Source organism: Weizmannia acidilactici, assembly GCF_008974225.1.
Taxonomy (GTDB): domain Bacteria; phylum Bacillota; class Bacilli; order Bacillales; family Bacillaceae_C; genus Weizmannia; species Weizmannia acidilactici.
Genome location: NZ_BKZR01000002.1, coordinates 74,456 through 97,258, shown reverse-complemented (window position 1 = coordinate 97,258; position 22,803 = coordinate 74,456). Strand labels below are relative to the sequence as shown.

Annotated in this window: 21 protein-coding genes, 1 other RNA gene, 1 pseudogene and 1 other annotated feature; of the genes and pseudogenes, 5 read left to right on the top strand and 18 right to left on the bottom strand. The window is 47.1% G+C overall.

The features are described from left to right. Positions 1 to 2: 2 nt before the first annotated feature. The 5 genes from GBH70_RS01240 to GBH70_RS01220 all read right to left on the bottom strand — a co-directional run bounded on the left by GBH70_RS01240 (position 3) and on the right by GBH70_RS01220 (position 4,826). Complete coding sequence (locus GBH70_RS01240) at positions 3 to 671, bottom strand: tetratricopeptide repeat protein (RefSeq protein ID WP_151679324.1); 669 nt, start codon at positions 669 to 671, stop codon at positions 3 to 5. Between the two features lie 290 nt (positions 672 to 961). After that, positions 962 to 2,077, bottom strand: coding sequence for a tRNA 2-thiouridine(34) synthase MnmA (mnmA, locus tag GBH70_RS01235; protein ID WP_151679323.1), 1,116 nt, complete (start codon positions 2,075 to 2,077; stop codon positions 962 to 964). A gap of 15 nt (positions 2,078 to 2,092) precedes the next feature. Further along, positions 2,093 to 3,238 carry a cysteine desulfurase family protein gene (locus GBH70_RS01230; protein ID WP_151679322.1) on the bottom strand — a complete coding sequence of 382 codons (1,146 nt, stop codon included), beginning with the start codon at positions 3,236 to 3,238 and terminating at the stop codon, positions 2,093 to 2,095. Between the two features lie 18 nt (positions 3,239 to 3,256). Next, positions 3,257 to 3,676, bottom strand: a complete 420-nt coding sequence (gene cymR / locus GBH70_RS01225) for a cysteine metabolism transcriptional regulator CymR (protein ID WP_151679321.1) — start codon at positions 3,674 to 3,676, stop codon at positions 3,257 to 3,259. A 406-nt stretch (positions 3,677 to 4,082) separates the two neighbouring features. Then, on the bottom strand, positions 4,083 to 4,826 hold the full coding sequence (locus tag GBH70_RS01220; RefSeq protein ID WP_151679320.1) for an SDR family NAD(P)-dependent oxidoreductase: 744 nt from the start codon (positions 4,824 to 4,826) through the stop codon (positions 4,083 to 4,085). A 377-nt stretch (positions 4,827 to 5,203) separates the two neighbouring features. On the opposite strand from GBH70_RS01220, the gene GBH70_RS01215 reads away from it, so the two are divergent. Next, entirely contained in the window at positions 5,204 to 6,484 is a 1,281-nt protein-coding gene (locus GBH70_RS01215; protein WP_151679319.1) for a replication-associated recombination protein A, read from the top strand. 235 nt (positions 6,485 to 6,719) lie between these two features. Next, a complete protein-coding gene (locus GBH70_RS01210; RefSeq protein WP_151679318.1) occupies positions 6,720 to 8,078 on the top strand; it encodes an arsenic transporter in 1,359 nt (452 codons plus the stop codon). A gap of 44 nt (positions 8,079 to 8,122) precedes the next feature. On the opposite strand, the gene GBH70_RS01205 is transcribed toward GBH70_RS01210, so the two are convergent. The 3 genes from GBH70_RS01205 to GBH70_RS01195 all read right to left on the bottom strand — a co-directional run bounded on the left by GBH70_RS01205 (position 8,123) and on the right by GBH70_RS01195 (position 11,031). Next, on the bottom strand, positions 8,123 to 8,797 hold the full coding sequence (locus tag GBH70_RS01205; protein ID WP_151679317.1) for a YwrJ family protein: 675 nt from the start codon (positions 8,795 to 8,797) through the stop codon (positions 8,123 to 8,125). Positions 8,798 to 8,827: 30 nt separating this feature from the next. Beyond that, on the bottom strand, positions 8,828 to 9,805 hold the full coding sequence (locus GBH70_RS01200) for a spore coat protein (RefSeq protein ID WP_151679316.1): 978 nt from the start codon (positions 9,803 to 9,805) through the stop codon (positions 8,828 to 8,830). A gap of 140 nt (positions 9,806 to 9,945) precedes the next feature. Beyond that, complete coding sequence (locus tag GBH70_RS01195; RefSeq protein ID WP_151679315.1) at positions 9,946 to 11,031, bottom strand: CotH kinase family protein; 1,086 nt, start codon at positions 11,029 to 11,031, stop codon at positions 9,946 to 9,948. Between the two features lie 220 nt (positions 11,032 to 11,251). Between GBH70_RS01195 and GBH70_RS17720 the strand changes: the two are divergent. Together GBH70_RS17720 and GBH70_RS01190 are read left to right on the top strand one after the other, a co-directional pair. Then, positions 11,252 to 11,302: pseudogene (locus GBH70_RS17720) on the top strand (hypothetical protein); the annotation flags it as partial. A gap of 4 nt (positions 11,303 to 11,306) precedes the next feature. After that, positions 11,307 to 11,786 (top strand): hypothetical protein, encoded by a 480-nt coding sequence (locus GBH70_RS01190; protein WP_151679314.1) that lies wholly within the window; start codon positions 11,307 to 11,309, stop codon positions 11,784 to 11,786. Between the two features lie 277 nt (positions 11,787 to 12,063). Here GBH70_RS01190 and GBH70_RS01185 read toward each other — a convergent pair whose 3' ends face one another. The 6 genes from GBH70_RS01185 to GBH70_RS16595 form a co-directional block, all read right to left on the bottom strand. Beyond that, positions 12,064 to 12,831, bottom strand: a complete 768-nt coding sequence (locus tag GBH70_RS01185; RefSeq protein ID WP_151679358.1) for a tRNA threonylcarbamoyladenosine dehydratase — start codon at positions 12,829 to 12,831, stop codon at positions 12,064 to 12,066. A 67-nt stretch (positions 12,832 to 12,898) separates the two neighbouring features. Further along, the gene (locus tag GBH70_RS01180) at positions 12,899 to 13,849 is read right to left on the bottom strand and encodes a bile acid:sodium symporter family protein (protein WP_172967434.1); all 951 of its coding nucleotides are present in this window, start codon (positions 13,847 to 13,849) and stop codon (positions 12,899 to 12,901) included. Between the two features lie 196 nt (positions 13,850 to 14,045). After that, positions 14,046 to 14,231, bottom strand: a non-coding RNA gene (ssrS, locus tag GBH70_RS01175) — 6S RNA. Between the two features lie 77 nt (positions 14,232 to 14,308). Further along, entirely contained in the window at positions 14,309 to 16,078 is a 1,770-nt protein-coding gene (gene aspS / locus GBH70_RS01170; RefSeq protein ID WP_151679312.1) for an aspartate--tRNA ligase, read from the bottom strand. Next, positions 16,078 to 17,361, bottom strand: a complete 1,284-nt coding sequence (hisS, locus tag GBH70_RS01165) for a histidine--tRNA ligase (RefSeq protein WP_151679311.1) — start codon at positions 17,359 to 17,361, stop codon at positions 16,078 to 16,080. The genes aspS and hisS overlap by 1 nt, the downstream gene beginning before the upstream one ends. A 61-nt stretch (positions 17,362 to 17,422) precedes the next feature. Further along, positions 17,423 to 17,650 (bottom strand) — a binding site (T-box leader). 83 nt (positions 17,651 to 17,733) lie between these two features. Next, positions 17,734 to 17,910 (bottom strand): hypothetical protein, encoded by a 177-nt coding sequence (locus tag GBH70_RS16595; protein WP_172967432.1) that lies wholly within the window; start codon positions 17,908 to 17,910, stop codon positions 17,734 to 17,736. Between the two features lie 160 nt (positions 17,911 to 18,070). Here GBH70_RS16595 and GBH70_RS01160 point away from each other — a divergent pair, with 160 nt between their 5' ends. Continuing rightward, positions 18,071 to 19,555 carry an N-acetylmuramoyl-L-alanine amidase family protein gene (locus GBH70_RS01160; protein WP_253693308.1) on the top strand — a complete coding sequence of 495 codons (1,485 nt, stop codon included), beginning with the start codon at positions 18,071 to 18,073 and terminating at the stop codon, positions 19,553 to 19,555. Positions 19,556 to 19,611: 56 nt separating this feature from the next. Here the strand turns inward: GBH70_RS01160 and GBH70_RS01155 are convergent, their stop codons facing one another. The 4 genes from GBH70_RS01155 to GBH70_RS17480 form a co-directional block, all read right to left on the bottom strand. Beyond that, positions 19,612 to 21,453, bottom strand: a complete 1,842-nt coding sequence (locus GBH70_RS01155; protein ID WP_151679310.1) for a DHA2 family efflux MFS transporter permease subunit — start codon at positions 21,451 to 21,453, stop codon at positions 19,612 to 19,614. 9 nt (positions 21,454 to 21,462) lie between these two features. Beyond that, a complete protein-coding gene (locus GBH70_RS01150) occupies positions 21,463 to 22,113 on the bottom strand; it encodes a beta-barrel domain-containing protein (RefSeq protein ID WP_151679309.1) in 651 nt (216 codons plus the stop codon). 8 nt (positions 22,114 to 22,121) lie between these two features. Then, complete coding sequence (locus GBH70_RS01145) at positions 22,122 to 22,562, bottom strand: MarR family winged helix-turn-helix transcriptional regulator (RefSeq protein ID WP_151679308.1); 441 nt, start codon at positions 22,560 to 22,562, stop codon at positions 22,122 to 22,124. 97 nt (positions 22,563 to 22,659) lie between these two features. Beyond that, positions 22,660 to 22,791, bottom strand: coding sequence for a hypothetical protein (locus GBH70_RS17480; RefSeq protein ID WP_259373258.1), 132 nt, complete (start codon positions 22,789 to 22,791; stop codon positions 22,660 to 22,662). Positions 22,792 to 22,803 lie beyond the last annotated feature (12 nt).

The following is a 22,803-nucleotide window of genomic DNA, read 5'->3' as shown; positions in this document are numbered from 1 at the left end:
CCTTACTGCGCACCAATTTCCTTTAATTTAGCGGCCATTTTGATGCCGTAACCGGCCAGCAGATGGTCCGGTTGAATGTCCACCGCTTTTTGGAAATAGCGGAGCGCTTCATCCAGCTGCCCGTAAAATTGCATATAAATGGCACCGGCATTGTATAAAGCATCCGTATGCTCAGGCTCTGCCTCGAGAACCTTTTGGAATTGTTCCAGCGCTTCGCCGGCAAGGTTGGATTTTACAAGGGAAAGCGCGTACTGGAACCTTGCTTCCGTGTCGTCTCCATCCAGTTCAACGCTCCTTTGCAGGTACGGTATCGCGAAGCGCGGGTTGTCCAGCATCATAAAACACATGCCGAGCATAAAGTGGGTATCTTTGTCTTGTAGGCCGTTCCTGAGCGCTTTTTCAAAATATCCGGCTGCCTCTTCGTAATGCCCCTGCTGGTAATGGATTGTGCCGAGGCTGTAGAATGGTGCTGGCATTTCTTTTAATTCGAGTGCTTTATGGTAAAAAATTTGCGCTTTTTCCCATTCACCGGCCGCGAGCAGCACATCGCCGAAATGGATGTAGCCGAGCGGATCATCCGGGTTTTCTTCAATTGCTTCATTAAACCATTTGAGCGCTGCTTCGAGTTTCTTTTCCTGCAATGCTTTCATGCCAAGTTGATGCTTGTCCATATTTGGGTACACTCCTGTTTGATGATACTTGCATTATAGCATAAAAAAGCAAAAACCTGTGTATGTATGAGAAATGGAGCGGTTACCGATTTCAATATTGCTAAAAGGATCTAAAGGCCATATCCCGTAAGCGGCATTAAAGCGGTCTATACAAATCTCATACGGACCAAAAGACTCTTCTTTTTAATCCCTTTGGCATTTATGCCCTCCTCAAAACGGGTACCCATACCATTTTCCTCCCCCAAAAAACAATGCACACAGAATCCAAAAATTCTGTGTGCATTGTGTGTTCAGCCAACATATTCCAGCTGTTCTTTGTTTTTATAAACTTTGTCGATTGTGGCACCTCCAAGGCATTCGTCGCCATTGTAGAAAACAACGGCCTGGCCGGGGGTGACGGCGCGCACCGGTTCGTCGTAAATGACCTTGACTTTATTGCCGCCGAGCACTTGGACCGTTACTTTCTGGTCCGGTTGGCGGTAACGGAACTTCGCCGTGCACTTGAATTCGGCAGGGAGCTTAGTATCCGACACCCAGCTGGCATTTACACCGATCATATAATCGGAATAAAGGGAAGGATGATGGAAGCCCTGTTCCACGTAAAGGACATTTTCTTTGAGGTTTTTGCCGACAACAAACCAAGGCTCTCCGGACCCGCCGATGCCGAGGCCGTGGCGCTGGCCGATCGTATAGTACATCAATCCTTCATGCTCGCCCATCACTTTGCCGCCCAGCGTTTTCATCAAGCCTTTTTGTGCTGGTAGGTAGTTGCTTAAAAATTCTTTGAAATTGCGTTCACCAATAAAACAGATGCCGGTGCTGTCTTTTTTGTTTGCCGTGGCCAGACCGGCTTCTTTCGCAATTTCGCGTACGCGCGGCTTTTCAAGGTCCCCGATCGGGAACATGACACGTTCCAATTGGTGCTGCTGTAGTTGGTTCAAGAAGTATGTCTGGTCTTTATTCCCGTCCACGCCGCGCAACATTTTATATTCGCCGTCCCGGTAAGCGACGCGTGCGTAATGCCCGGTCGCCAGAAAATCTGCGCCAAGGTTCAGGGCGTGTTCAAGAAATGCCTTAAACTTAATTTCTTTATTGCACATCACATCCGGGTTCGGCGTTCGCCCTGCCCTATATTCATCAAGGAAATACGTAAAAACTTTATCCCAATATTGTTTTTCAAAATTCACTGCATAATAAGGGATGCCGATCTGGTTGCAGACGCGGATGACATCATTATAGTCTTCCGTCGCTGTGCAGACGCCGTTTTCATCGGTATCGTCCCAGTTTTTCATAAAAATGCCGATCACATCATAGCCCTGCTGCTTGAGCAGGTAAGCGGCAACGGATGAGTCAACGCCGCCCGACATGCCGACAACAACCCTTGTATCTTTAGGTGCTTTTTTCATAATGCCTCCTCTTTTCTATTTTTGCTGGAACCTACGTACAATTTCCGCAGTTTTGCGGGCGGCCGTTTCCACCAGCTCCATCGTGTTTGCGATTCCGAAGCTGAAGCGGATCGAATTGTGGAGACGTTCCGAATTTTTCCCGAACATTGCAACGAGCACATGCGATGGTTCAATCGATCCGGCTGTACAGGCCGAACCGCTCGAGGCAGCGATCCCCGCCATATCGAGACTCACAAGCATCGACTCAACATCCGTCTTCGGAAAACTAAGATTGAGCACGTGCGGCAATGCCTCCTCCGCATTGCCATTCAGGAGAAATTCAACCTTTTCCTGCCGTAAAATTTCCATAAATTTAAATTTAAAAGCGTTATATTGCTGCTGCTTTTCAGGAAGCGAACGCTGCACAATTTTTACCGCTTCGGCGAATCCGGCAATTGACGCAATATTTTCCGTCCCCGGGCGCCGTTTCAGTTCCTGTTCGCCGCCGAAATTTCGGTTTTTCAGTTTCGTGCCGTTCCGCACATATAAAAATCCGATTCCCTTCGGCCCGCCGATTTTATGCGCCGAGACCGACAACATGTCCACGTTCAGGGCATTTACGTCTAATTTTACCAACCCGTATGCTTGGACCGCATCGGTGTGGAAATAAGCCTGGTGGTTTCTCAACATTTCGCCGATTTCCGCTATCGGCTGGATCGTCCCCACTTCATTATTTCCATACATGACGCTGACGAGAATTGTATCATCCCTGAGCGCTTTTTGCACGTCTTTTGCCCGGATCCTTCCTGTTTCATCCGGCTGCAAATATGTCACGTCGTATCCTTTTGACTCCAAATATTCCATTGTATGCAAAACTGCATGGTGCTCGATTGCTGTGGAAATAATATGCCTGCCTTTATCCGCAGCTGCTTCCGCCGTGCCGAGAATCGCATAGTTGTCCGCTTCCGTCCCGCCGCTTGTAAAAATAATTTCACTAAATTGCGCGCCGATGCTATCTGCAATCGTTTGGCGCGCTTCATCCAATATGCGGCGCGCTTCCCTGCCGAAAGCGTGGATGCTTGATGCATTCCCAAACGAAGTGGTGAGCACCTGCATCATTTTTTCCGCAGCCTGCGGATGGACAGGGGAAGTAGCCGCATGGTCCAAATAGATTTTTTCCACTCTTTACACCCCAAATAATTAAATATAATACATGTAAGCATCTGGTTCGGTATCTTCCCGGTATTTTGCCAAATCTTCAATCGTTGTACTGTCCAGGACGTCTTTGACCGCATCCCGGATCCGGATCCAAAGCTGGCGTTTGACCGGTTCTTCATCTTCTATGCCTTCTACAGGCGTGATCGGGCCCTCAAGGACGCGGATCACATCGCCGGCTGTGATTTGGGAAGGTTTTTTCGTTAAAACATAGCCGCCGTAAGCGCCGCGGATACTTTTTACAAACCCGGCATTGCGGAGTGGCGAAATCAGTTGCTCCAAATAATGCTCGGATAAATCCTGGCTATGGGCAATCGATTTTAAAGATGTCGGCCCTTCGCCGTATCTTTTCGCCAGTTCAATCATAATTGTTAACCCGTAGCGGCCTTTTGTTGAAATTTTCATCATGCACACCTCTTTCCGCTTATTACTTTTTCATCCAATTTCCCATAAGCCACCGCACTCCGGTAGGGCAAATCCGGCAACGTAGCGTTGGGCGGGGTGAAATGTTCACACCGTCCGTCATGAGGCGCAGTACGAAGCGCCCGCACCCAAAACGGATACGATCAATAAACGAGCAAGCAACCATAAAAATTGCCCAATAATTGTCAACATTCCCTTTGCGATTCACGTTTTATTCACACACACACTCGTTCTCAGCTTAACATATTATAGCATAGTAATCAGGATAATGTGAAACAGGCGAAACCCGAAATAAGGCTGCCCGCGGTTTCCCGACATTGATACGCTGCCGTACCCCCGCTTCACCAAACAAAAACACCATCCGGAAAATCGAATGGTGTTCCGCTTTTTATTGGGCTGTATATCCGCCGTCCACATGGAGATCTGTGCCGGTAATAAAAGATGCGTGATCACTTACAAGAAACAGGACGGCGTTGGCGATTTCTTCCGGCCTGCCAAGCCTGCCCATCGGATTATGATCAATCACTTCCTGAATTTGTTCTTTTGTGAAATATTTTAGTGCCGGCGAATCTGTCGTACCCGGAGAGACACTGTTCACGCGGATTCCCCGTTTTGCGTAAGTAACCGCTTCTGCACGCGTCAAGTTGACAACCGCAGCTTTTGCGGCGGAATAAGCCGCACTGTTGGTGATGCCGACGTGGGCCATAAACGAACCCATATTGACAATCGCGCCCGAGCCGTTTTTCAGCATATACGGAATGGCATATTTATTGGAAAGCATCACGCCGGTTAAGTTAATATCCAGCACTTTTTGCCAGTAGTCCTGATCCAGCTCATGGACAGGCCCGTGCTTTTCAGGAATGCCGGCACACGCTACCAAGATGTCAAGTTTTCCGTATGCATCCGTCGCCCTTTCCATCAGATGCCTCACGCTGTATTTATCGGACACGTCACAATGGACAAAAATTGCTTCCCCTCCGGCTTCCTTAATTTTATCCGCAACCGTGATTTTTGATTCCGCAACATCGCCAATCACCACTTTTGCACCTTCATTGGCAAAAAGCTTGGCGGTCGCCTCACCGATCCCGGAAGCGCCGCCTGTAATGACGGCAACTTTATTTTCCAGTAACATCGAACTCACCTTCCAATACTTCCATCTTTTCTAAGAGCCATAAACAGGCTGATCACAATGAAGTACTATCTTTGCCGGAATCCTTCTAAATTCCTTATGTAAAACCGTTCACGATACAGCCTCACAACCATTATAGCAAAAAACAACAAAGTACATGTTTAATTTACTAGAAAAAGCGTAAATGACCAAGCCATGCGCAATATTCGCAAAAAAAAAGATTTGCTTATTGCTGCACATTTTATCATCGCGGTCGGAAAAAACTTATGCCGGGTGAGATCTTCGCAATCAGCATTACAATCCCCCAAGCGGCATTGCTTTTCGCACGCCCGCAAAATCTGGTAAGATAATGGTACAAGAGACAGTTTGGAGAGATCGCTATGAAAGACCAGCCACTTGCTTACCGGATGCGGCCGAGGACGATCGAAGAAGTGATCGGGCAGCAGCACTTGGTCGGCAAAAACAAAATCATTTACCGGATGGTGAAAGCAAGGCAGCTTTCTTCCATGATTTTGTACGGTCCGCCCGGAGTCGGCAAAACCTCGATTGCAAGCGCCATTGCCGGCAGCACAAAATACGCTTTCCGCACGTTAAATGCGGTAACGAACAATAAAAAAGATATGGAAATCGTTGCGGCCGAGGCGAAAATGAGCGGGAAAGTCATCCTGCTTTTGGACGAAGTGCACCGTTTGGATAAAGCGAAGCAGGATTTTTTGCTCCCTTATTTAGAGTCCGGCATGATCGTCCTAATAGGGGCAACCACAAGCAACCCTTACCATGCCATTAACCCGGCGATCCGCAGCCGCTGCCAGATTTTTGAACTTTATCCGCTTTCGCTTGATGAAATGAAGCTGGCCTTAAAGCGCGCGTTGGATGATGCCGACAGGGGTCTTGGAAAATACAATGTAAAAATTGATGACGATGCATTCGACCATTTTGCACAAGCGAGCAACGGAGACGTGCGCAGTGCTTTAAACGCACTTGAACTGGCGGTGTTCTCCAGTGAGCCCGGCGATAGCGGCGCAATCCATATCACATTGGATATTGCCGAAGAATGCATGCAGAAAAAAAGCCTCGCCCATGATAAAGACGGCGATGCGCATTATGATGTGCTGAGCGCTTTTCAAAAATCGATCCGCGGCAGCGACGCCAATGCCGCCCTCCATTATTTGGGCAGACTCATTGAAGCAGGCGACCTGCCAAGCATTGCGAGAAGGCTGCTTGTGATAGCCTACGAAGATATCGGCCTCGCGAGCCCGCAGGCAGGCGCTCGCACGCTTGCCGCCGTACAGGCTGCGGAGAAACTCGGATTCCCGGAAGCACGCATTCCGCTCGCGGCCGCCGTGATCGAATTATGCCTGTCGCCAAAATCCAATTCCGCGATCATGGCAATTGACGCCGCGCTGGCTGACATCCGCGCCGGAAAAAGCGGGGAAGTGCCCGCCCATTTAAAAGACGCCCATTACAAAAGCGCCAAACTTTTGGGGCGGGGCGTCGGCTACAAATACCCGCATGATTTTGAAAACGGCTGGGTAAAACAGCAGTATTTACCGGACACGATCAAAAACGCCCATTATTACGAACCGAAAAAAACCGGAAAATTTGAAAGTGCGCTCGCAGCTGTTTACGAAAAAATCGAAAAGAGCAAAAAAGGCAGCTGACCCGCTTTTCACTTGAGCGGGCCGGCTTTTTTATTCCTCAATTCTTGCCTGCCCGGTTGCCGTGCATCAACGGCTCTACCAAAGGGCTGTTTTCCCCAAAAGATAGAAGTGGATTTTTAGTAGTTACTGGTAAAAAGACCAGTTCAAATCTCCCCCGGAACGTATCATATAACAAAGACGAATACTGCTGGAGTAGTATACCGAAAAGAATGGACGACAGAAATGGGGTGAAAAGATGGATCTTTTCACTGCTCTTGCCACAGTATTTACTTTTTTAGCAGCGATGGCGTTTATACTTTGGCGGCCGAACGGTTTAAATGAAGCGGTCCCTGCATTGATCGGCGGCTTGCTCATGTTTGCTATCGGAAGCGTCAATCTGTCCGACCTGGCGGATATCGCCGAACACGTATCGGGCGCTGCGATTACGATCATTGCAACCATGGTCATGGCCATCGCTCTGCAAAGTTTCGGCTTTTTCCACTGGATAACGGATAAACTGCAAAGCTATGCAAAAGGATCAGGCATCCGGCTGTTTTGGCTGATTAATTTCCTTTGCTTCCTGATGACGCTCTTTTTCAACAACGACGGCAGTATCTTAATCACCACCCCGATTCTCATTCTGCTATTCAAAAAAATCGGCTTAAAAAAACACGAGCAAATTCCTTATTTGATCAGCGGTGCCATTATCGCAACCGCATCAAGCGCCCCGATCGGCGTCAGCAATGTCGTCAATTTGATCGCGCTGCAAATGATCGGCCTCGATTTATACGCACAGACAGAAATGATGCTCATACCGTGCCTGGCAGGCTTGATTTTCCTAGCGCTTTTATTGTATGCAGTGCTTTATAAAAGAATCCCGAAAACATTGCCGGACCCGCATGCAAAATCTCCTTTGCATTATCGTGCCCATCCGCTCCGGGACAGGCATCATGAACCAAAAAAAATGCCGCCGGAACAGAAACGGCAGCGCATGATGATCAGCGTGCTTCTATTTGTCCTCGTGCTCAGGATCGGGCTGTTCGCCGCTTCGTTTTGGGGCATTCCAATATGGATTGTAGCCGCCACCGGTTCAGCAGCCATTTTAACATGGCGCTACCTGGTGTTAAAAAAATCCCCGCTTGATGTACTGAAAAAAACACCATGGCATATCTTCGTCTTTGCATTCAGCATGTATATGATGATCTACGGCCTCCATCATGCCGGGCTGACGCGACTGCTTGCAACAGGCTTACAACCGTTGCTTAGCGAAAACATGATGCACAGTACGATAGCGATGGGGGCGCTTGTGACAGTGCTATCAAACTTATTCAATAACCATCCTGCCTTAATGGTCAGTACCCTTACGATTACCCATATGGACCTTCAACCGGCTCACCTGCAGACAGCCTATATGGCAAGTATAATTGGCAGCGATATTGGCTCGCTGATTCTGCCTATCGGGACACTGGCTACTTTAATCTGGCTGCATATTCTGAAAATTAATCATATCAAATTCCACTGGAGAGAGTATATCCGCATCACTTTTGTCACCATTCTGCCCACTGTTTTGGCTACCTTGTTCTTATTATACGGATGGCTGCGCCTGTTCTATTAAAAAACCGGCCCGGCGCTTATTCGACAAGCGCCGGGTTTTTCCGGTCACGTTCCGGAGTTGGCTGCATAAGCGCATTTGATATGTGCGAGTTTTAAATAAACGGTTTCCCCATAAGCATTCGCCAGCTCTGCGATATTTTGGTCCAGTTTTTTCAGTACACCCGTTTTGTCGGACGAGGTATCGAGGTCAAATATAACCAGCGAGCCCTCATATTTTTTCAACTGTTCTTCAAATGACCGTGCAAAAGGCTGATTAATCGGCTTCACCGGCAAATCTTCATCGGACAGGCTGTATGGGGTTTGTCTAGCCGGATACGGCGTGAGCCATTTTACATGCTGCATCGATACCAAAATCGTTTTATAAACCGGCGAGTAAAAAACAAAATAATCATTCAGGACACTGGCAATATAGCCATATAAGATTTGATTTTCGGATAAAATAAGTTTGACAAACATCCCTTTTGCGTTCATCAAAATTTTGCGGTAGGAAACAGGTTCATTTTTCCCCAGTTCCTGTTCTGAAGGCGTTGTTTCTCCGAAGATATTTTTTTCTGTTTTTTCTTTCAGTTTATGAATATGGACAAAAGGAATATATAGGTATTCGTTTCCGTCATACAAAATCAGAAGATCCGCTCCGACATCGATAAGGTTCCCGGACAGTATTAAGTTGCCGGATAAAAGGATCTCGATTTCACTGCCAAGATGCTGCTCTATTCCCATTTGCCACCTCCTTTTTCTTCGAATTTGCCGTTATTTTGTTTTCCATACATAGTTTTTCGATTGTACAACAGTTTCCCGGATAGGGGAAAGGTTATTTGAATAAGCAGAAGATTCCCAGTCTGATGAGGATGAAGAGGATGATGATTCGCTGTAGGAGCCGCTTGATTCTGTATCCTCATAATAGTCATCGCTGCTAACGCTATTACGGTCGCCACTTGATTCTGTATCCCCGTAATAGGAGACGGATGAACTGGATGAACTCGATGAACTGGACGAACTGGATGAAGAGGATTCATCATCATCCTTGGTGCCGGAACTGCTCTCATTTTCTTTGTTTTGTTCCTGCTTACCAGCTCCCTTCGCACCGACGCTGATGCTTTTCACATGGAACGGATGAATCCGAAATAATTCTTCATTGTGGACAAGGGTATACAAGCCGCTGGAATTTTCAGTTAAAATTCCTTCAATCGCCTCAGGCCCGTTCCGGTTAATCGATACCCACTGGTGGTTAAAAATTTTAAACAAAGAAGAAAAGTGCGGCGCCAGGACGAAATCTACCTTCCCATTTTCCAAATATTTCGTCATTTCCCGTTCCGCTACGCTTTTAATATGTTCCAGATTGTAGTATACGGTGCCGTCTTCCTTTGTCCACAGCACAATATAATCTTCGCCGACAGCAAGCAATATGCCTAGCCTCGACTCTGGGCCGCCCTGATTCACTTGGATCGCCTGGTTTACCATCGTTTCGAGAAGCGAAAAAAAGTCCTGCGCACACCTGCACTCCTTTTCGCTATCCCGCTCCGTATTCATTTGCCCTGCGTTTCTTTTTGAATTTTCGCTGATGCTTTGGATATGTCGGGTTTGATAATAGATGATGTCTTTTTCGGTAGCGAGCGTTACATAATCGTCCTGGATATCAAGCAACACGCCTGTTTTCGATTCAGGCCCTCCCCTGTAGATTGTTACGGTCCTCCCCAACAAAGATGATGGAATGAAGTCTTTGCTCATGATGTTCCCCCTTAATAGATAGATTATCCTCCGGAATGTTTATCCTTGGAAGGTAGATACATCATAATCATACGTGGCACGGCTCTTTTTTGCATTGGCATTCTCCCTAGTTTCTCCAAAATCAGCAGTTACCTACTGTTTTACCAGCCGAGCTTGGCAAGCTGTTCGCGTATATACGCACTCCTTGCCGCAATATATTGATAAATCAGTTCCGGCTCCCCTAGCCATTCCGTTTTGTCTTTATACGGATCAAGCGCGATACAGCTGTACAGATCTTTGTACATGCCGTCTACTTTTGGCTTGATAAAATCAATGGTAAACTGGTGCTGTAAAATCTCGGATAATATGTCACGGTACTGTTTCTGAAAAGCCGTTACATTCAGAATACGGGCCGTTAAGGTATTATAACCCTCCAGCGGGACATAATCTTCTTCCATCCGTTTTCCATTCACATCACGACCCCAAGTTGCATCGTAATCCCACGGGATCATCTCGAAAAGGCCTGTATCACGATTTTGATAGAATGCATAATTGTGCACAAAACCGTCGTAGTTTTGGGTGAAAATAACACCCGCAAGCCAGCGGAGATACCGGTCTATATTTAAATATTTTCCGATTTCCTTCTCAAACTCCAGTTCCAGCATTGTGTTAATCTTATAAATAAATGTTTCGAGGTGGTTGCTGTCTTCTGCCGTTCCCGTCTTCCTTTCATAACCGGATAAAAGGGAAGATTTTACATCTTTATCAAGATCGCTCATCAGCGAGAAATTCGCATCACCATCAATCGCGTAATAAATGGGACCGTTTGGAAGTCCCCTTTTTGCCAAAAAATTTTCATCGACAGATTCCAGTTCCAGATAAATTCCTTCTGTTTTGCCATTTACTTTTAAAAAAACATGCCGTGAACGCGGGGAAAGAACGCCAATATCCGAAAAAAAATCGAGGGACAGTTTATTTCTAATTAATGAAGGATCTTTGTATTCCCCATTCAGATGGATTTCTTTCGCCCCCCGGAAAGTTTTTCTGCCGTAAAAAGAAACATAATAAGATTTTTTCGGAAAATCACGGATATGGGATCCACGGTACGCTATATCGATATCGTACCGTTTTTTTCCAACCGTCAGTTTTGCCGGAAGCGTTTCGTCATTCCAAACATCCTTTTTTAATTCCCGTAAATCCATTGGATGGATGTAAATTTGATAAACAGGTATTTTAATAGCTTTCATTGATCTCCCCCCGTTAAATTTTATGAGGGATAGACAATAATTGGCATGGGCTTTCGGGTAAAAACAGTTCTTTCCGCTCCTCCAATAACGATGAAGGTATTTATCTATTTTTTTCAATTTACATATTTGTCATATCGCACTGTTAAGAATTTCACGTAAGATAGTAAAGAAAAGAGTCAAGTTTTAATGGATTTGGCTCTAATGAAAAGGAGGGAAATCTATGAGCCGCTATTCACGTGAAGATATTCAGGCAGGGGTAGACGAAGTGACACAAAATGGTCTCGACGAGTATATGTATCAGGATCCGGGAAGGGACAGGAAACGGAAACGCTGCAAATGCACCTGCGAATGTGAATGCAGCAGCCATCACCGCAATACTTCACGCAACAGGAGCACTTCCAGGAACAGGAATACCTCTCGCAATAGGAGCTGCAATACTTCCAGAAAGCGTCATACTTCTAGCAGAAAACACAATACTTCTAGAAAACGCAATACTTCCAGAAAACGCAATACTTCTAGAAAACGCAATACTTCCAGAAAACGCAATACTTCTAGAAAACGCAATACTTCTAGAAAACGCTGCACTTCCAGAAAACACAATACTTCCAGAAAACGCAATACTTCCAGAAAACGCAATACTTCTAGAAAACGCAATACTTCTAGAAAATGTCATACTTCTAGAAAATGTCATACTTCAAGCAGAAAACGCCACACTTCCGGGAAACGCAGCAGTTGCGACCGTTACCAGATGGTAGAAGAACAGTGGAAAAACGGAAGCATGTGGTCTGTACGTTACCGCAGGAATGATTAAACCAACAAAGGGGAAGCAAATGAGTGCTTCCCCATACATAAATTTTATTATCGTCGGAATTTAACAGGCTTACATATTATTGTTTTACCGAGGTGCCTCTATTAACCCGCTTTTCCCGCAGAAATCCCAAGAATAGCGCGTCAATGTAAGATTGCTAACGGGACCTATTAAATTTAACAGAACCTTTTCAACAAAACCGCCATGGAAAGCGGTTTTTACGTTTACTTTTCGTCTTTCACCCGTTTGATCGGAATGTCTTTCAGAATATCACGGACGACATAGCTTGCCATAAAAAGGCCGGCTGTTGACGGGACAAATGCGTTTGACGAAGGCGGCATTTGCGCTTTCCGGATCTCCGCATTGTCATTCCCGACCACTTTGCGGACATCTTCGCGGATTACAATCGGGCTTTCATCGGAAAACACGACAGGAATTCCTTTCCGGATGCCTTCTTTCCGCAGTTTCAGCCGCACAACTCGGGCAATCGGATCAGTGTGCGTTTCGGAAATATCGGCAATCCTGAGCCGCGTCGGATCCATTTTATTGGCCGCCCCCATGCTGGAAATGATTTTTATGTTCCGTTTCAGGCATTCCTTCATTAAATGCACTTTGTAAATAATCGTATCAGAAGCATCCACGACATAATCGGGGTTGTATGCAAAAAACTGTTCATACGTTTCTTCCGTATAAAACATTTTTAAAGAAATGACTTCGCACTCCGGGTTAATATCGGCAATGCGTTTTTTCATCAGATCGGCTTTCGGCTGGCCGATGGTAGAAAGCAGCGACGGGATTTGGCGGTTGATATTTGTGATATCGACATCGTCTTTATCAACAAGGATCAGTTTTCCTATCGCCGATCTGGCAAGGGCTTCAACCGCAAACGATCCCACGCCCCCGACCCCGAGAACGGCGACGGTGCTGTTTTTCAGCTTTCGCAATCCTTCCTGCCCGATCGCCAGTTCATTCCGTGAAAACTGGTTCAGCATCTTCATCATCTCCAAACATACTTACTTCTTCCATAGATTATCCAAAAAAGGGCAGGAATGCAATATTTTACGGTAAAGTCTCACGTTCCAACGTTTTGTTTTCGCCTTCACGACGGTTGCTGTAAAACCGGGTAAGCAGCTGGCCATAAAAGGAAGCGAGCACCTGCTGAAACAGCATGCCCGAGATGACCGGCAGTACAACCTGGGCCGGAAAAAACGAAACAGCAATAACCGAGCCTGCGCTGATATTGCGCATCCCGCCGCTGTAAGTCAGCGTCACGATCATATCCCGATCCAGATGGAAAACGGCCCCGGTGATCCAGCTTAAAAAATAGCCGGATGCCGAGATGAACAAGACCGTTAAGATTATAAACAGTACATGGGCATTCAAGTGCTTGAGATACGGCGATACAACACCGCCGTTGATCATGACAACAAGAAACATCCCAATTTTGGAAAACGGGGAAAGGATTGAAGCAGCCTTTCGCTGTGTTTCCATCGATGTCCACTGGCTGAGCAGAATACCGAGCAGGGATGGAATAACAATCATTGTAAAAAGATCCTGCATCAGCGGCCAGGCATCAATATGCACGCTTTTACCGACAAACAGCAGCAAAGTCAGCGGCACAATGAGCGGAGAGAGCAGTGTATCCAATAAAATCACCGTTAAAACAAGCGGGATATTCCCTCTTTGCATCATGGCCCACACAAAGCTTGTCACGCCGGTCGGAATTGCTACCGAGAGTAAAAAACCGGTAATGGTTAATGGATGATGTTGAAAAAACAAATGGCCCACACCGTATGCATAAAGGGGCATAAGCACGTGCAGCACCGCCAATGCGAGCACGATCGGAAACGGACGGCGGACAACGGCCCCAAGCTGCTTAAACGTCGAACCGATGCTGCCGGTAAATGTCATAAAGGCAAACAGCCACGGCACCAAAAACAGGAAGCCTGTGATGCGATACCCGAAAACCATCCCGATGATCAGGCTTCCGGGTATGAAAACCGGCATCATTTTGCCGAGAAAGCGGTTGGCACGGTCAAAAATTGTAAGTTCCACGAAATTTCCTTCTTTTCCTGCTATATGGTCTCACATTGTTGCTGGGCGCGAAATCCGCTTCCCGGGTAAGCCCCGTCAATTTTGCGACCACCAGCGGTTTTTCCTGAAATAAAATAAAAAACCCTCTTCTTTCAAGAGGGGTAAAAGCGGAATGAGTCCCGAATGTGCCGTTGTTGCAATCCTTGGTTTTGATCCCGCTCTCAAGCAGGTGGGTGCCCTGCTTCAGGTTTTATACGTCCCCGGGAAAAGGCATGTACGCCGCCTGAAGACTCCGGCTCCCTGAAATGAAGTGTTCGGTCAAAACGATAAGGCTCATATACGAACACATCAGGACCCATTCAACTTGTATATATATTATCATTTTTCCCGCCGGTTTTCAAATGGAATTGTTTTCACCGTCACCGGACTTTTGTTTCATTTTTTCAAATTTAATTCCAATTGCAATGCATCCAGCTGCAAATCGCTGACCGGACCCGGCGCATCCGTCAGCAGGCAGCTTGCGCTGGCCGTCTTCGGAAATGCAATTGTATCGCGTAAGTTGGAGCGGCCGGCGAGCAACATAACGATCCGGTCCAGGCCCAATGCAATGCCCCCGTGCGGCGGTGTGCCGTAGTCAAATGCATCAAGCAAAAAGCCGAACTGGGCCTGGGCCTGTTCTTTTGAGAAGCCAAGCGCCTTGAACATTTTTTCCTGTACGTCACGCTCGTAAATTCTGAGCGATCCGCCGCCAAGTTCATACCCGTTTAACACAATGTCATAGGCTTGCGCTTTGACGCTTGCCGGATCGGTTTCAAGCTTATCGATATCTTCACGGAACGGCATTGTGAACGGATGGTGAGCCGCCGTATAGCGCCCTTCTTCTTCGTCGTACTCAAGAAGTGGCCAGTCCGTTACCCACAGGAAGTTAAATTTTGACTCGTCAATCAGGTCAAGTTCTTTGCCGAGTTTGTTCCGCAGCGCCCCGAGCGCGTTCGCGACAACTGATTTTTTGTCTGCTACAAACAGCAGGAGGTCTCCTGCTTTGGCTTCTGTAATGGCAGCAATCTGCGCCTGTTCTTCTTCCGTAAAAAATTTAGCGACTGGACCTTTAAGGCCTTCTTCTTCCATTTTCAGCCACGCCAAGCCTTTTGCGCCGTAACGGCCAGCGAATTCCGCGAGTGCATCGATGTCTTTTCTGGAATACTTGCCTGCCGCTCCTTTTGCATTGATGGCTTTCACCTGGCCGCCCGCGCTTACAGCAGAGGCAAACACTTTAAATTTGGAATTTTTGACGGTTTCCGAAAGATCAACCAGCTCCATCCCGAAGCGCGTATCCGGTTTATCAGTGCCGTAACGGTTCATCGCTTCTTCGTACGTCAGCCTCTGCAGCGGCGTTTCGATATCAATATTTTTCACTTCTTTCATGAGGCGTTTGATCATTCTTTCCGTCATCGCCAAAATATCTTCCTGGCTCATGAAACTCGTTTCGATATCGATCTGCGTGAATTCCGGCTGCCGGTCCGCGCGCAAGTCTTCATCGCGGAAGCAGCGGGCAATTTGGTAGTAGCGGTCGAAGCCGGATATCATCAGCAATTGCTTAAACAATTGCGGTGACTGCGGCAGCGCATAGAATTCCCCTGGATGCACCCGGCTCGGCACCAGGTAGTCGCGCGCGCCTTCCGGGGTGCTTTTCGTTAAAATCGGGGTTTCGACATCGATAAACCCTTCTTCATCCAAAAAGTTCCGTACCGACTTTGTGATGGCATGGCGCATTTTGAATGTTTCAAACATTACCGGGCGCCGCAAGTCAAGATAACGGTATTTCAGGCGCACATCTTCCGCAACATCCGTCTGGTTTTCAATCATAAACGGCGGGTTTTTCGCGCTGTTGATGATCACAAGCTGTTCCGCCTGGATTTCAATTTTGCCGGTTTTTAAGTTCGGATTGACCGTGTTTTCAGAACGTGCAACGACTTCCCCCCGTACTTCCAAAACATATTCATTCCGGACTTTTTCGGCCAGTTCAAACGCTTCTTTTGATACGGCCGTATTAAATACGATTTGGACAACGCCGGCCCGGTCGCGCAAATCGATAAAAATCAGGCCGCCCAAATCGCGCCTTCTCTGTACCCAGCCTTTCAATATCACTTTTTCTCCTATATGCTGTTCTGTTACATCGCCGCAGTAATATGAACGTCCTTCCATTATTCTTCCCCCATGTTTGCCATTTTTTTAAATTCGGAAATAAACCCGTCAATCGGCAATTCTTTCTGCTCGCCTGTCGCCATATTTCTGACATTGACTTTATTTTCCTTTAACTCATCTTCGCCGATAACCGCAACGAATTTTGCCTGCACCCGGTCGGCTGCTTTAAATTGCGCTTTTACTTTGCGCCCCATATAGTCTTTGTCAGCAGAGAAACCTTCGCTTCTTAAAGCATGCAGCAGTTTAAAAGCGGCCGTTTTCGTTTCATCGCCGATCGCCACGACATAACAATCCAGGCTGCGGGCAACCGGCAGTTCGATTCCTTCCGCCGCGAGCGCAGCAAGCAGCCGCTCGATGCTGAGCGCAAAGCCGATTCCCGGCGTTTCCGGCCCGCCCATTTCCTGTACAAGGCCGTTGTAACGTCCGCCGCCGCAAAGCGTTGTAATCGCGCCGAAGCCTTCCGCATTGCTCATAATTTCAAAGCAGGTATGGTAATAATAATCCAGCCCACGCACCAATGTCGAATCCACTTCATACGCAATGCCGAGCGCGTTTAAATAATCCAGCACCTGATCAAAATACGCTTTTGAATGTTCATTCAGATAATCTAAAATGGACGGCGCTGTTTTCATAAGCGGATGGTCATGGTCTTTTTTACAGTCAAGAATGCGCAGCGGGTTTTTTTCAAGCCGATTTTGGCAGTCAGTGCAAAATTCGCCGATATGCGGTTTAAAATGGCTGATTAGCGCTTCCCGGTGCTTCATCCTGCTCTCTTTATCCCCGAGGCTGTTGATCACAAGTTTTAAGTTTTTCAAGCCCAGTTGTTGATAGATTTCCATCGCCATCGAAATCACTTCCGCGTCAATGGCCGGGTCTTCACTCCCTAACGCTTCGACCCCGAACTGGACGAACTGTCGGAAGCGCCCCGCCTGCGGCCGTTCGTAACGAAACATCGGGCCGTTGTAATACAATTTGACCGGCTGGACAGCGTTTCCGAACATTTTATGTTCAATAAATGAACGCACGACCGGCGCCGTCCCTTCCGGCCTCAAGGTCAGGCTGCGATCCCCCCTGTCCCGGAACGTGTACATTTCTTTCTGGACGATATCCGTCGTATCGCCGACCCCTTTTTGGAAAAGCTCCGTATATTCGAAAATCGGTGTCCGAATTTCCCGGTACTGGTAATTTTCGCATATTTTTTTTGCCGTATTTTCAATATAATTCCATTTTTCCACTTCACCCGGCAGGATGTCCTGCGTACCCCGCGGAATCTGAATGGCCATATCGCGTCCTCCTTCTTGAGCTTATGTATGTATAATAAAAAACTCCCGTCCCTTGTTCGAAACAAGGGACGAGAGCTTATTTCCCGTGGTGCCACCCTAATTGAAGCATTGTGCTTCCACTTTTACAGTTAACGCCTGTAACGTCCGGCCCTACTGGAGCGTTGCCCGTTCAGGACGGAACCTACAAAGTGTTCGTTCATTAAGCCGCGGTGCGGAAATGTTTTCAGCCTGGGACATTTCCTCTCTTTTCACCCGTATCTTAATTACTTTGCTTTGTCATCGGTTTTTGCAATTTTGTCATCTATTTTTATTATGATACGCGCAGGTTCCTCCATTGTCAAGGCTACCGGCAAAATTCCCCCATCTTTTAGGTTACGACCGGCCCAGCTTTTTTTTCAGCAATTTCACGCCGCTTCTAGATAATCCAGATTCCGATGCCAATTCAAGATCGAGCGCTTCAATTTCCGCGCTTGCCGCATCACGGAAATTGACACCGTAAAATTGGTTGACCGCATTGTTTGCTGCCGCATTTTTATCCGCTGCTCTCATTGCTGGTCACTCCTTTGCATGTCTAAATCCGTTTCTCCAGGTTATTTTTCCCTATTTTCATTTTTTTCTTACCCGAAAAAAGGAGTTTTTTTACGGACCACGAATAATGAATAGTGCACAAATATTACCGTCAATTCAAACAGGGACGAGGGGTGGATATGTGAAGAAAAAAATCATGGCGATGGCGCTTTTCGTAATGCTTATTTTTCTTGTTGCACCGGCGGCTCTTAGGACCGTATCAGCAAAGGCAAACGAAACTGTTACCGTCACCCATGAAATCGTGTATATCCGGAGCGGCCCAGGGTTATCTTACCCGATCATCGGTGAAGCGCTTCAAAATGAAACATTTGCCGTCCTGCAAAAAGACGGGGACTGGCGCCAAATCCGCATGCCGTCGGGGGACGCGGGATGGATTGCCGGTTGGCTGGTGGAAGAAAGCAGCAATAAAACAACACAATCCGCCAAAATGGGGGTGGTCACCGCCGATATTTTACGCGTCAGGGAAAGTCCGGATCTTACCGCACCGGTTGTGAGTTCGCTTGCGAAAAACATTGAAGTAACTGTCACCGAAATGCATAACGGCTGGGCGCATATTGAAAGTGGCTCTGTATCGGGGTGGACAAGCAGCCAGTATGTGCACACCGGCAAAAACAAAAATACCGGGGAAGCAGCGGAAGGTGGGCTAAGCGCAGCAATCGTTGCTGCATCTAAGTTGAACATCCGAAAATCCCCTTCACTCCATGGCGAAACTGTTGCAACAGCTAGCTATGGAACAAGGCTGCAAATTACCGGCGCCGACCACGGTTGGTACGAAGTCGTACTGGATAATGGCACGCACGGATGGGTCGCAGGCTATTATGTGGAACACGAAAACCAGGTAGAAAAAGCAGAAAACGTGGAGAAAGTGAAGCTTCTTTACGATCACACAAACCTGCGCAGCCAGCCTTTATCCAGTGCTCCAGCCGTCGCCCGCGGCAATGCCGGGGAAAGTTACCCCGTGATCAAACAGGCTGGGGACTGGTATGAAATCCGGCTGAACAGCGGCGCTACCGCATATGTGGCTTCCTGGGTTGTCCAAACAAGCAGGCCGGCAGGGAAAAACCGCCCGGGATTAAAGGGGAAAACGATTGTAATTGATCCCGGGCACGGCGGGTTTGATAACGGAACAACAGGCGCAGGCGGCACCCTTGAAAAGCTCGTTACGCTTAAAACCGCCAATGCCCTGTATAAAAAGCTCGTAAACGCGGGCGCCAAAGTCATTTTAACCCGTGACAGCGATACTTATGTATCATTACCGCAAAGGGTGGCCGTATCAAACGCAAACCATGCTGATGCTTTTGTCAGCATCCATTTCGACAGTTCCGAAGATGAATCCATTTCCGGGCACACGACTTATTACTACCATCCGCGCGACTTCACTCTTGCAAGTATTGTAAGCAAAAATATAAGCAGGCTGATCGGCACAAATGACAGAGGGGTAAAGTTTGGGGATTTCCACGTGATCCGGGAAAATGAACAGCCGGCAATCTTGCTTGAGCTCGGGTATTTAAGCAACCCGAAAGAAGAAAAGCTCATTTTGGGTAAATCATTCCAAACGAAGGCGGTAACCGGGATCTATGACGGGCTGCAGCAGTATTTCCAGTAAGGAAAAAGCCGAAGGGCAAAAAGTAAAGGGCCCCTTCGGCTTTTTTAATACCAACTTTATTTCTTGATTGTCGGATCGGGCATCGCACGTTTGATAAAAAGTGACAAAATTAAAGCAAACACCGCAATTCCAGTTGCCACAAAGAATGCATCATTAATGCCGCTGATCGTCGCATTGACAACCGCTTTTTTATAAAGGGCGTATGTCCCGAGCACTTGGCCGTACTGCGCCGGCAGGCCTGCCGCATGGGCAAAGCCCTGCCCAATCGCAGAGATTTTAGCCGACACATATGGATTGATGCTTGAAAAAGCATTGACATAATTGGCCGTATGGAAATCGGACCGTGTCGACATTACCGTGACAAGAAATGCCGTCCCGAGGCTTCCGGCAACCGTACGGGCGGTATTGGCTGCAGCCGTCCCGTGGCTTGTTAAATGGATCGGCAGCTGGTTCATCCCTTCCGTCATGATCGTCATCATGATGAAGGACATGCCAAAACTCCGCAGCACATACAACATCAACATGTGGGTATAGGTAGTCGTCATCGATAACTTCGTAAATTCGTAAGTCGTCCAGACCGTAATGATCAGACCAACAACAGCGAGCGGCCTGGCACCCATTTTATCAAACAGCCAACCCGAAATCGGGGACATAATCCCCATCACAATCGCACCCGGCAGCATCAGCAAACCGGAATCAAGCGCCGTAAAGCCGCGGATATTTTGCAAATAAATCGGCAGCAAGATCATCCCTGCAAACATTGCCATATTGACGACCATGCTGACAACCGTCGTAAGCGCGAAAATATCATATTTAAATACGCGTAAATCGAGCATTGGTTTGTCTGTCGTCAACTCACGCCAAACGAATAAAATGAGCGAGATGGCAGCAATGATCAGGGAAATGACGACTTTTTTGCTGTCCCAGCTGTCATTCCCTGCTTCACTGAAGCCGTACAGCAGAAAACCGAAACCGAGTGTTGAGAAAATAATGCCCGGAATATCGATTTTCGGGTTTGTCGTTTTCATGACATCTTTCATCCAGATCAAGGAGACGAGTATATCAATCGCCCCGAACGGAATAACGATCCAGAACAGGATATGCCAATCGTAGTGTCCGATCAACCAACCTGATAATGTCGGCCCGATTGCCGGTGCGAAAATCATAGCTACCCCCATCATCCCCATCGCGGTGCCGCGTTTTTCAGGCGGGAAGATGGTCAAAAATACGGTCATCATAAGCGGCATGATGATTCCGGCACCTGCAGCCTGCACAATACGGCCGAGCATCAATATCGAAAAATTCGTCGAAATTGCACACAAAACGGAGCCGATTGTAAATAAAGAAATTGCCGTAATCAGCATTTTCCGCGTGCCCCATTTGCTGATCATAAATGCAGTAACCGGAACGAGAATTCCGTTTACAAGCATATAACCGGTCGACAGCCATTGCACCGTGTTCGCCGTCACATTCAAATCATTCATAATGTGCGGGATCGCCACATTTAAAAGCGTTTGGTTCAATATCGCCACAAACGCGCCAAGCATCATGGCAAAGATAATTTTTCCCCTGCCGTGCCCTTCTTCCAATTCCGCACGGCTTGCGGCAGAAGCCGGCATGGAAGCCTGCGCAGCCGGGGCCGCATCATTTAATAAATGATCCGGCCCATTTTTTTCCGGCCCGCTTGTTTCAGCCTTTTCAACTGTTACGGCCGGCACATCGTTTTCGGCTTTTTCAACCGGCTCAACCTGCGTTTCCGCCATTTGCTGCGGGCGTGCGGCAAACTGTGCTTCCGCAACGTCCGTTGCTTTCTTCCTGCCCCTGTTCCTTATGGCTAAATTAACAATAACAAGTAAAATAATAGACAAAAGAACATAACCTGCGATAAATTTTTCCATCGGATTCACCTACTTATGGATACGCACAGTCACATTCATGCCTGGAACCAAATCCAATCCGCCGTAGCTGTCAAGCTTCACTTTCACAGGAATTACCTGCGTTTCTTTCGTGTAGTTGCCGGAACTTCTGTCCGTCGGCATCAGGGAGAACGTGCTGGCAGCCGCTTTTCCAATTGAATCTACAGTTCCGGTAATTTTTGTATTTGGATAGGCATCCACATACACATCAACATCCTGGCCGGTTTTAACATCGTTGATATCCGTTTCTTTTACTTCAGCCGTTACATATAAAGCATCCAAGTTATAGCTTTGCGCAAGCGTGGTTCCCGCTGAAACATACGTATTCGTCACTGCGGAGTTTTTCACGATCGTGCCGTCAGCCGGCGCTTTCACGTCCATTTTTACAGTAGAAGTACCGTTTTGGACCTGGATCGTACCGATTTTTTCATTTTTTGAGAACTCCTTGCCTTCCTGCCCGTTCCATGATACGAGTTTGCCTGTTGCAGGGGAGGCAATCGTAACTTGCTGGCCGTCAATATACGCATTATCGGTTGTCACATAACTGACCGAGCGGTTGTAGAAGTAGTAGCCGGTAAAACCGCCGCCAACCAAAATGACGAGAATAATGATGTTTAATAAAATCATGCGTCTTGCGCTCATAGTATTCTTTATTCCTCCTCAGATGTTAATATCTTCAGCATATCTTCATGGAGCTTCAACATATTTTTCAATTCCGCCCCATATGCTTTTTCGATTGCATCCATTTTTTTTTTCAATAAAGAGTTGCCATTCATAAGCTCATCAAGCTTGTGTTCCCCCTTATCGGTCAAACAGAGGACAATGGCCCTCCGGTCATTCACAGACGGAATTCTGTTCACAAGCCCATGGTGAACCAGCCGGTCGACGATGCCGCTTACTGTACTGTTCGTTAAGCGAATACTTTCAGCCAGTTCGTTTAACCGCATGTTTGGGTGAAACTTGATGGCATTTAAGGCAAACATTTGCATTACTGTTAAGCCATGCTGTTCCGCATCTTTTGTGGCTACGCGGAGAATGGCTTTATTCAGCTTGGCAAGAGACCTCAACAATTCATTCGTACAGAGATCCATGTATCCCCCTTCCTTTGGCATATAAATTGTTTGGTACAAAATAATTCGCATACGAATTATTAACGAAATCTATCTTCGCATATTTGAATGATAGTTGTCAACTTATTTTTGTTAAAAAATAAGTTGTAAACAATTTTACTTCTTCATCTGCTGCCAGGGCAGTTTCCCCCGCTGGATAACCGGAAATTTTATGAAAATCAATTACGAATATAACATTTCCTTCTTGCATAAAAAACCCCGG

Coding starts and splice junctions, on each gene's coding strand:
- GBH70_RS01240 (WP_151679324.1), bottom strand. CDS start 671: ATGGACAAGCATCAACTTGGCATGAAAGCATTGCAGGAAAAGAAACTC.
- mnmA (WP_151679323.1), bottom strand. CDS start 2,077: ATGAAAAAAGCACCTAAAGATACAAGGGTTGTTGTCGGCATGTCGGGC.
- cymR (WP_151679321.1), bottom strand. CDS start 3,676: ATGAAAATTTCAACAAAAGGCCGCTACGGGTTAACAATTATGATTGAA.
- GBH70_RS01220 (WP_151679320.1), bottom strand. CDS start 4,826: ATGTTACTGGAAAATAAAGTTGCCGTCATTACAGGCGGCGCTTCCGGG.
- GBH70_RS01215 (WP_151679319.1), top strand. CDS start 5,204: ATGAAAGACCAGCCACTTGCTTACCGGATGCGGCCGAGGACGATCGAA.
- GBH70_RS01210 (WP_151679318.1), top strand. CDS start 6,720: ATGGATCTTTTCACTGCTCTTGCCACAGTATTTACTTTTTTAGCAGCG.
- GBH70_RS01205 (WP_151679317.1), bottom strand. CDS start 8,797: ATGGGAATAGAGCAGCATCTTGGCAGTGAAATCGAGATCCTTTTATCC.
- GBH70_RS01200 (WP_151679316.1), bottom strand. CDS start 9,805: ATGAGCAAAGACTTCATTCCATCATCTTTGTTGGGGAGGACCGTAACA.
- GBH70_RS01195 (WP_151679315.1), bottom strand. CDS start 11,031: ATGAAAGCTATTAAAATACCTGTTTATCAAATTTACATCCATCCAATG.
- GBH70_RS01190 (WP_151679314.1), top strand. CDS start 11,307: ATGGTCTCGACGAGTATATGTATCAGGATCCGGGAAGGGACAGGAAAC.
- GBH70_RS01185 (WP_151679358.1), bottom strand. CDS start 12,831: ATGCTGAACCAGTTTTCACGGAATGAACTGGCGATCGGGCAGGAAGGA.
- GBH70_RS01180 (WP_172967434.1), bottom strand. CDS start 13,849: ATGATGCCGGTTTTCATACCCGGAAGCCTGATCATCGGGATGGTTTTC.
- aspS (WP_151679312.1), bottom strand. CDS start 16,078: ATGGAAGGACGTTCATATTACTGCGGCGATGTAACAGAACAGCATATA.
- hisS (WP_151679311.1), bottom strand. CDS start 17,361: ATGGCCATTCAGATTCCGCGGGGTACGCAGGACATCCTGCCGGGTGAA.
- GBH70_RS16595 (WP_172967432.1), bottom strand. CDS start 17,910: ATGAGAGCAGCGGATAAAAATGCGGCAGCAAACAATGCGGTCAACCAA.
- GBH70_RS01155 (WP_151679310.1), bottom strand. CDS start 21,453: ATGGAAAAATTTATCGCAGGTTATGTTCTTTTGTCTATTATTTTACTT.
- GBH70_RS01150 (WP_151679309.1), bottom strand. CDS start 22,113: ATGAGCGCAAGACGCATGATTTTATTAAACATCATTATTCTCGTCATT.
- GBH70_RS01145 (WP_151679308.1), bottom strand. CDS start 22,562: ATGGATCTCTGTACGAATGAATTGTTGAGGTCTCTTGCCAAGCTGAAT.
- GBH70_RS17480 (WP_259373258.1), bottom strand. CDS start 22,791: ATGCAAGAAGGAAATGTTATATTCGTAATTGATTTTCATAAAATTTCC.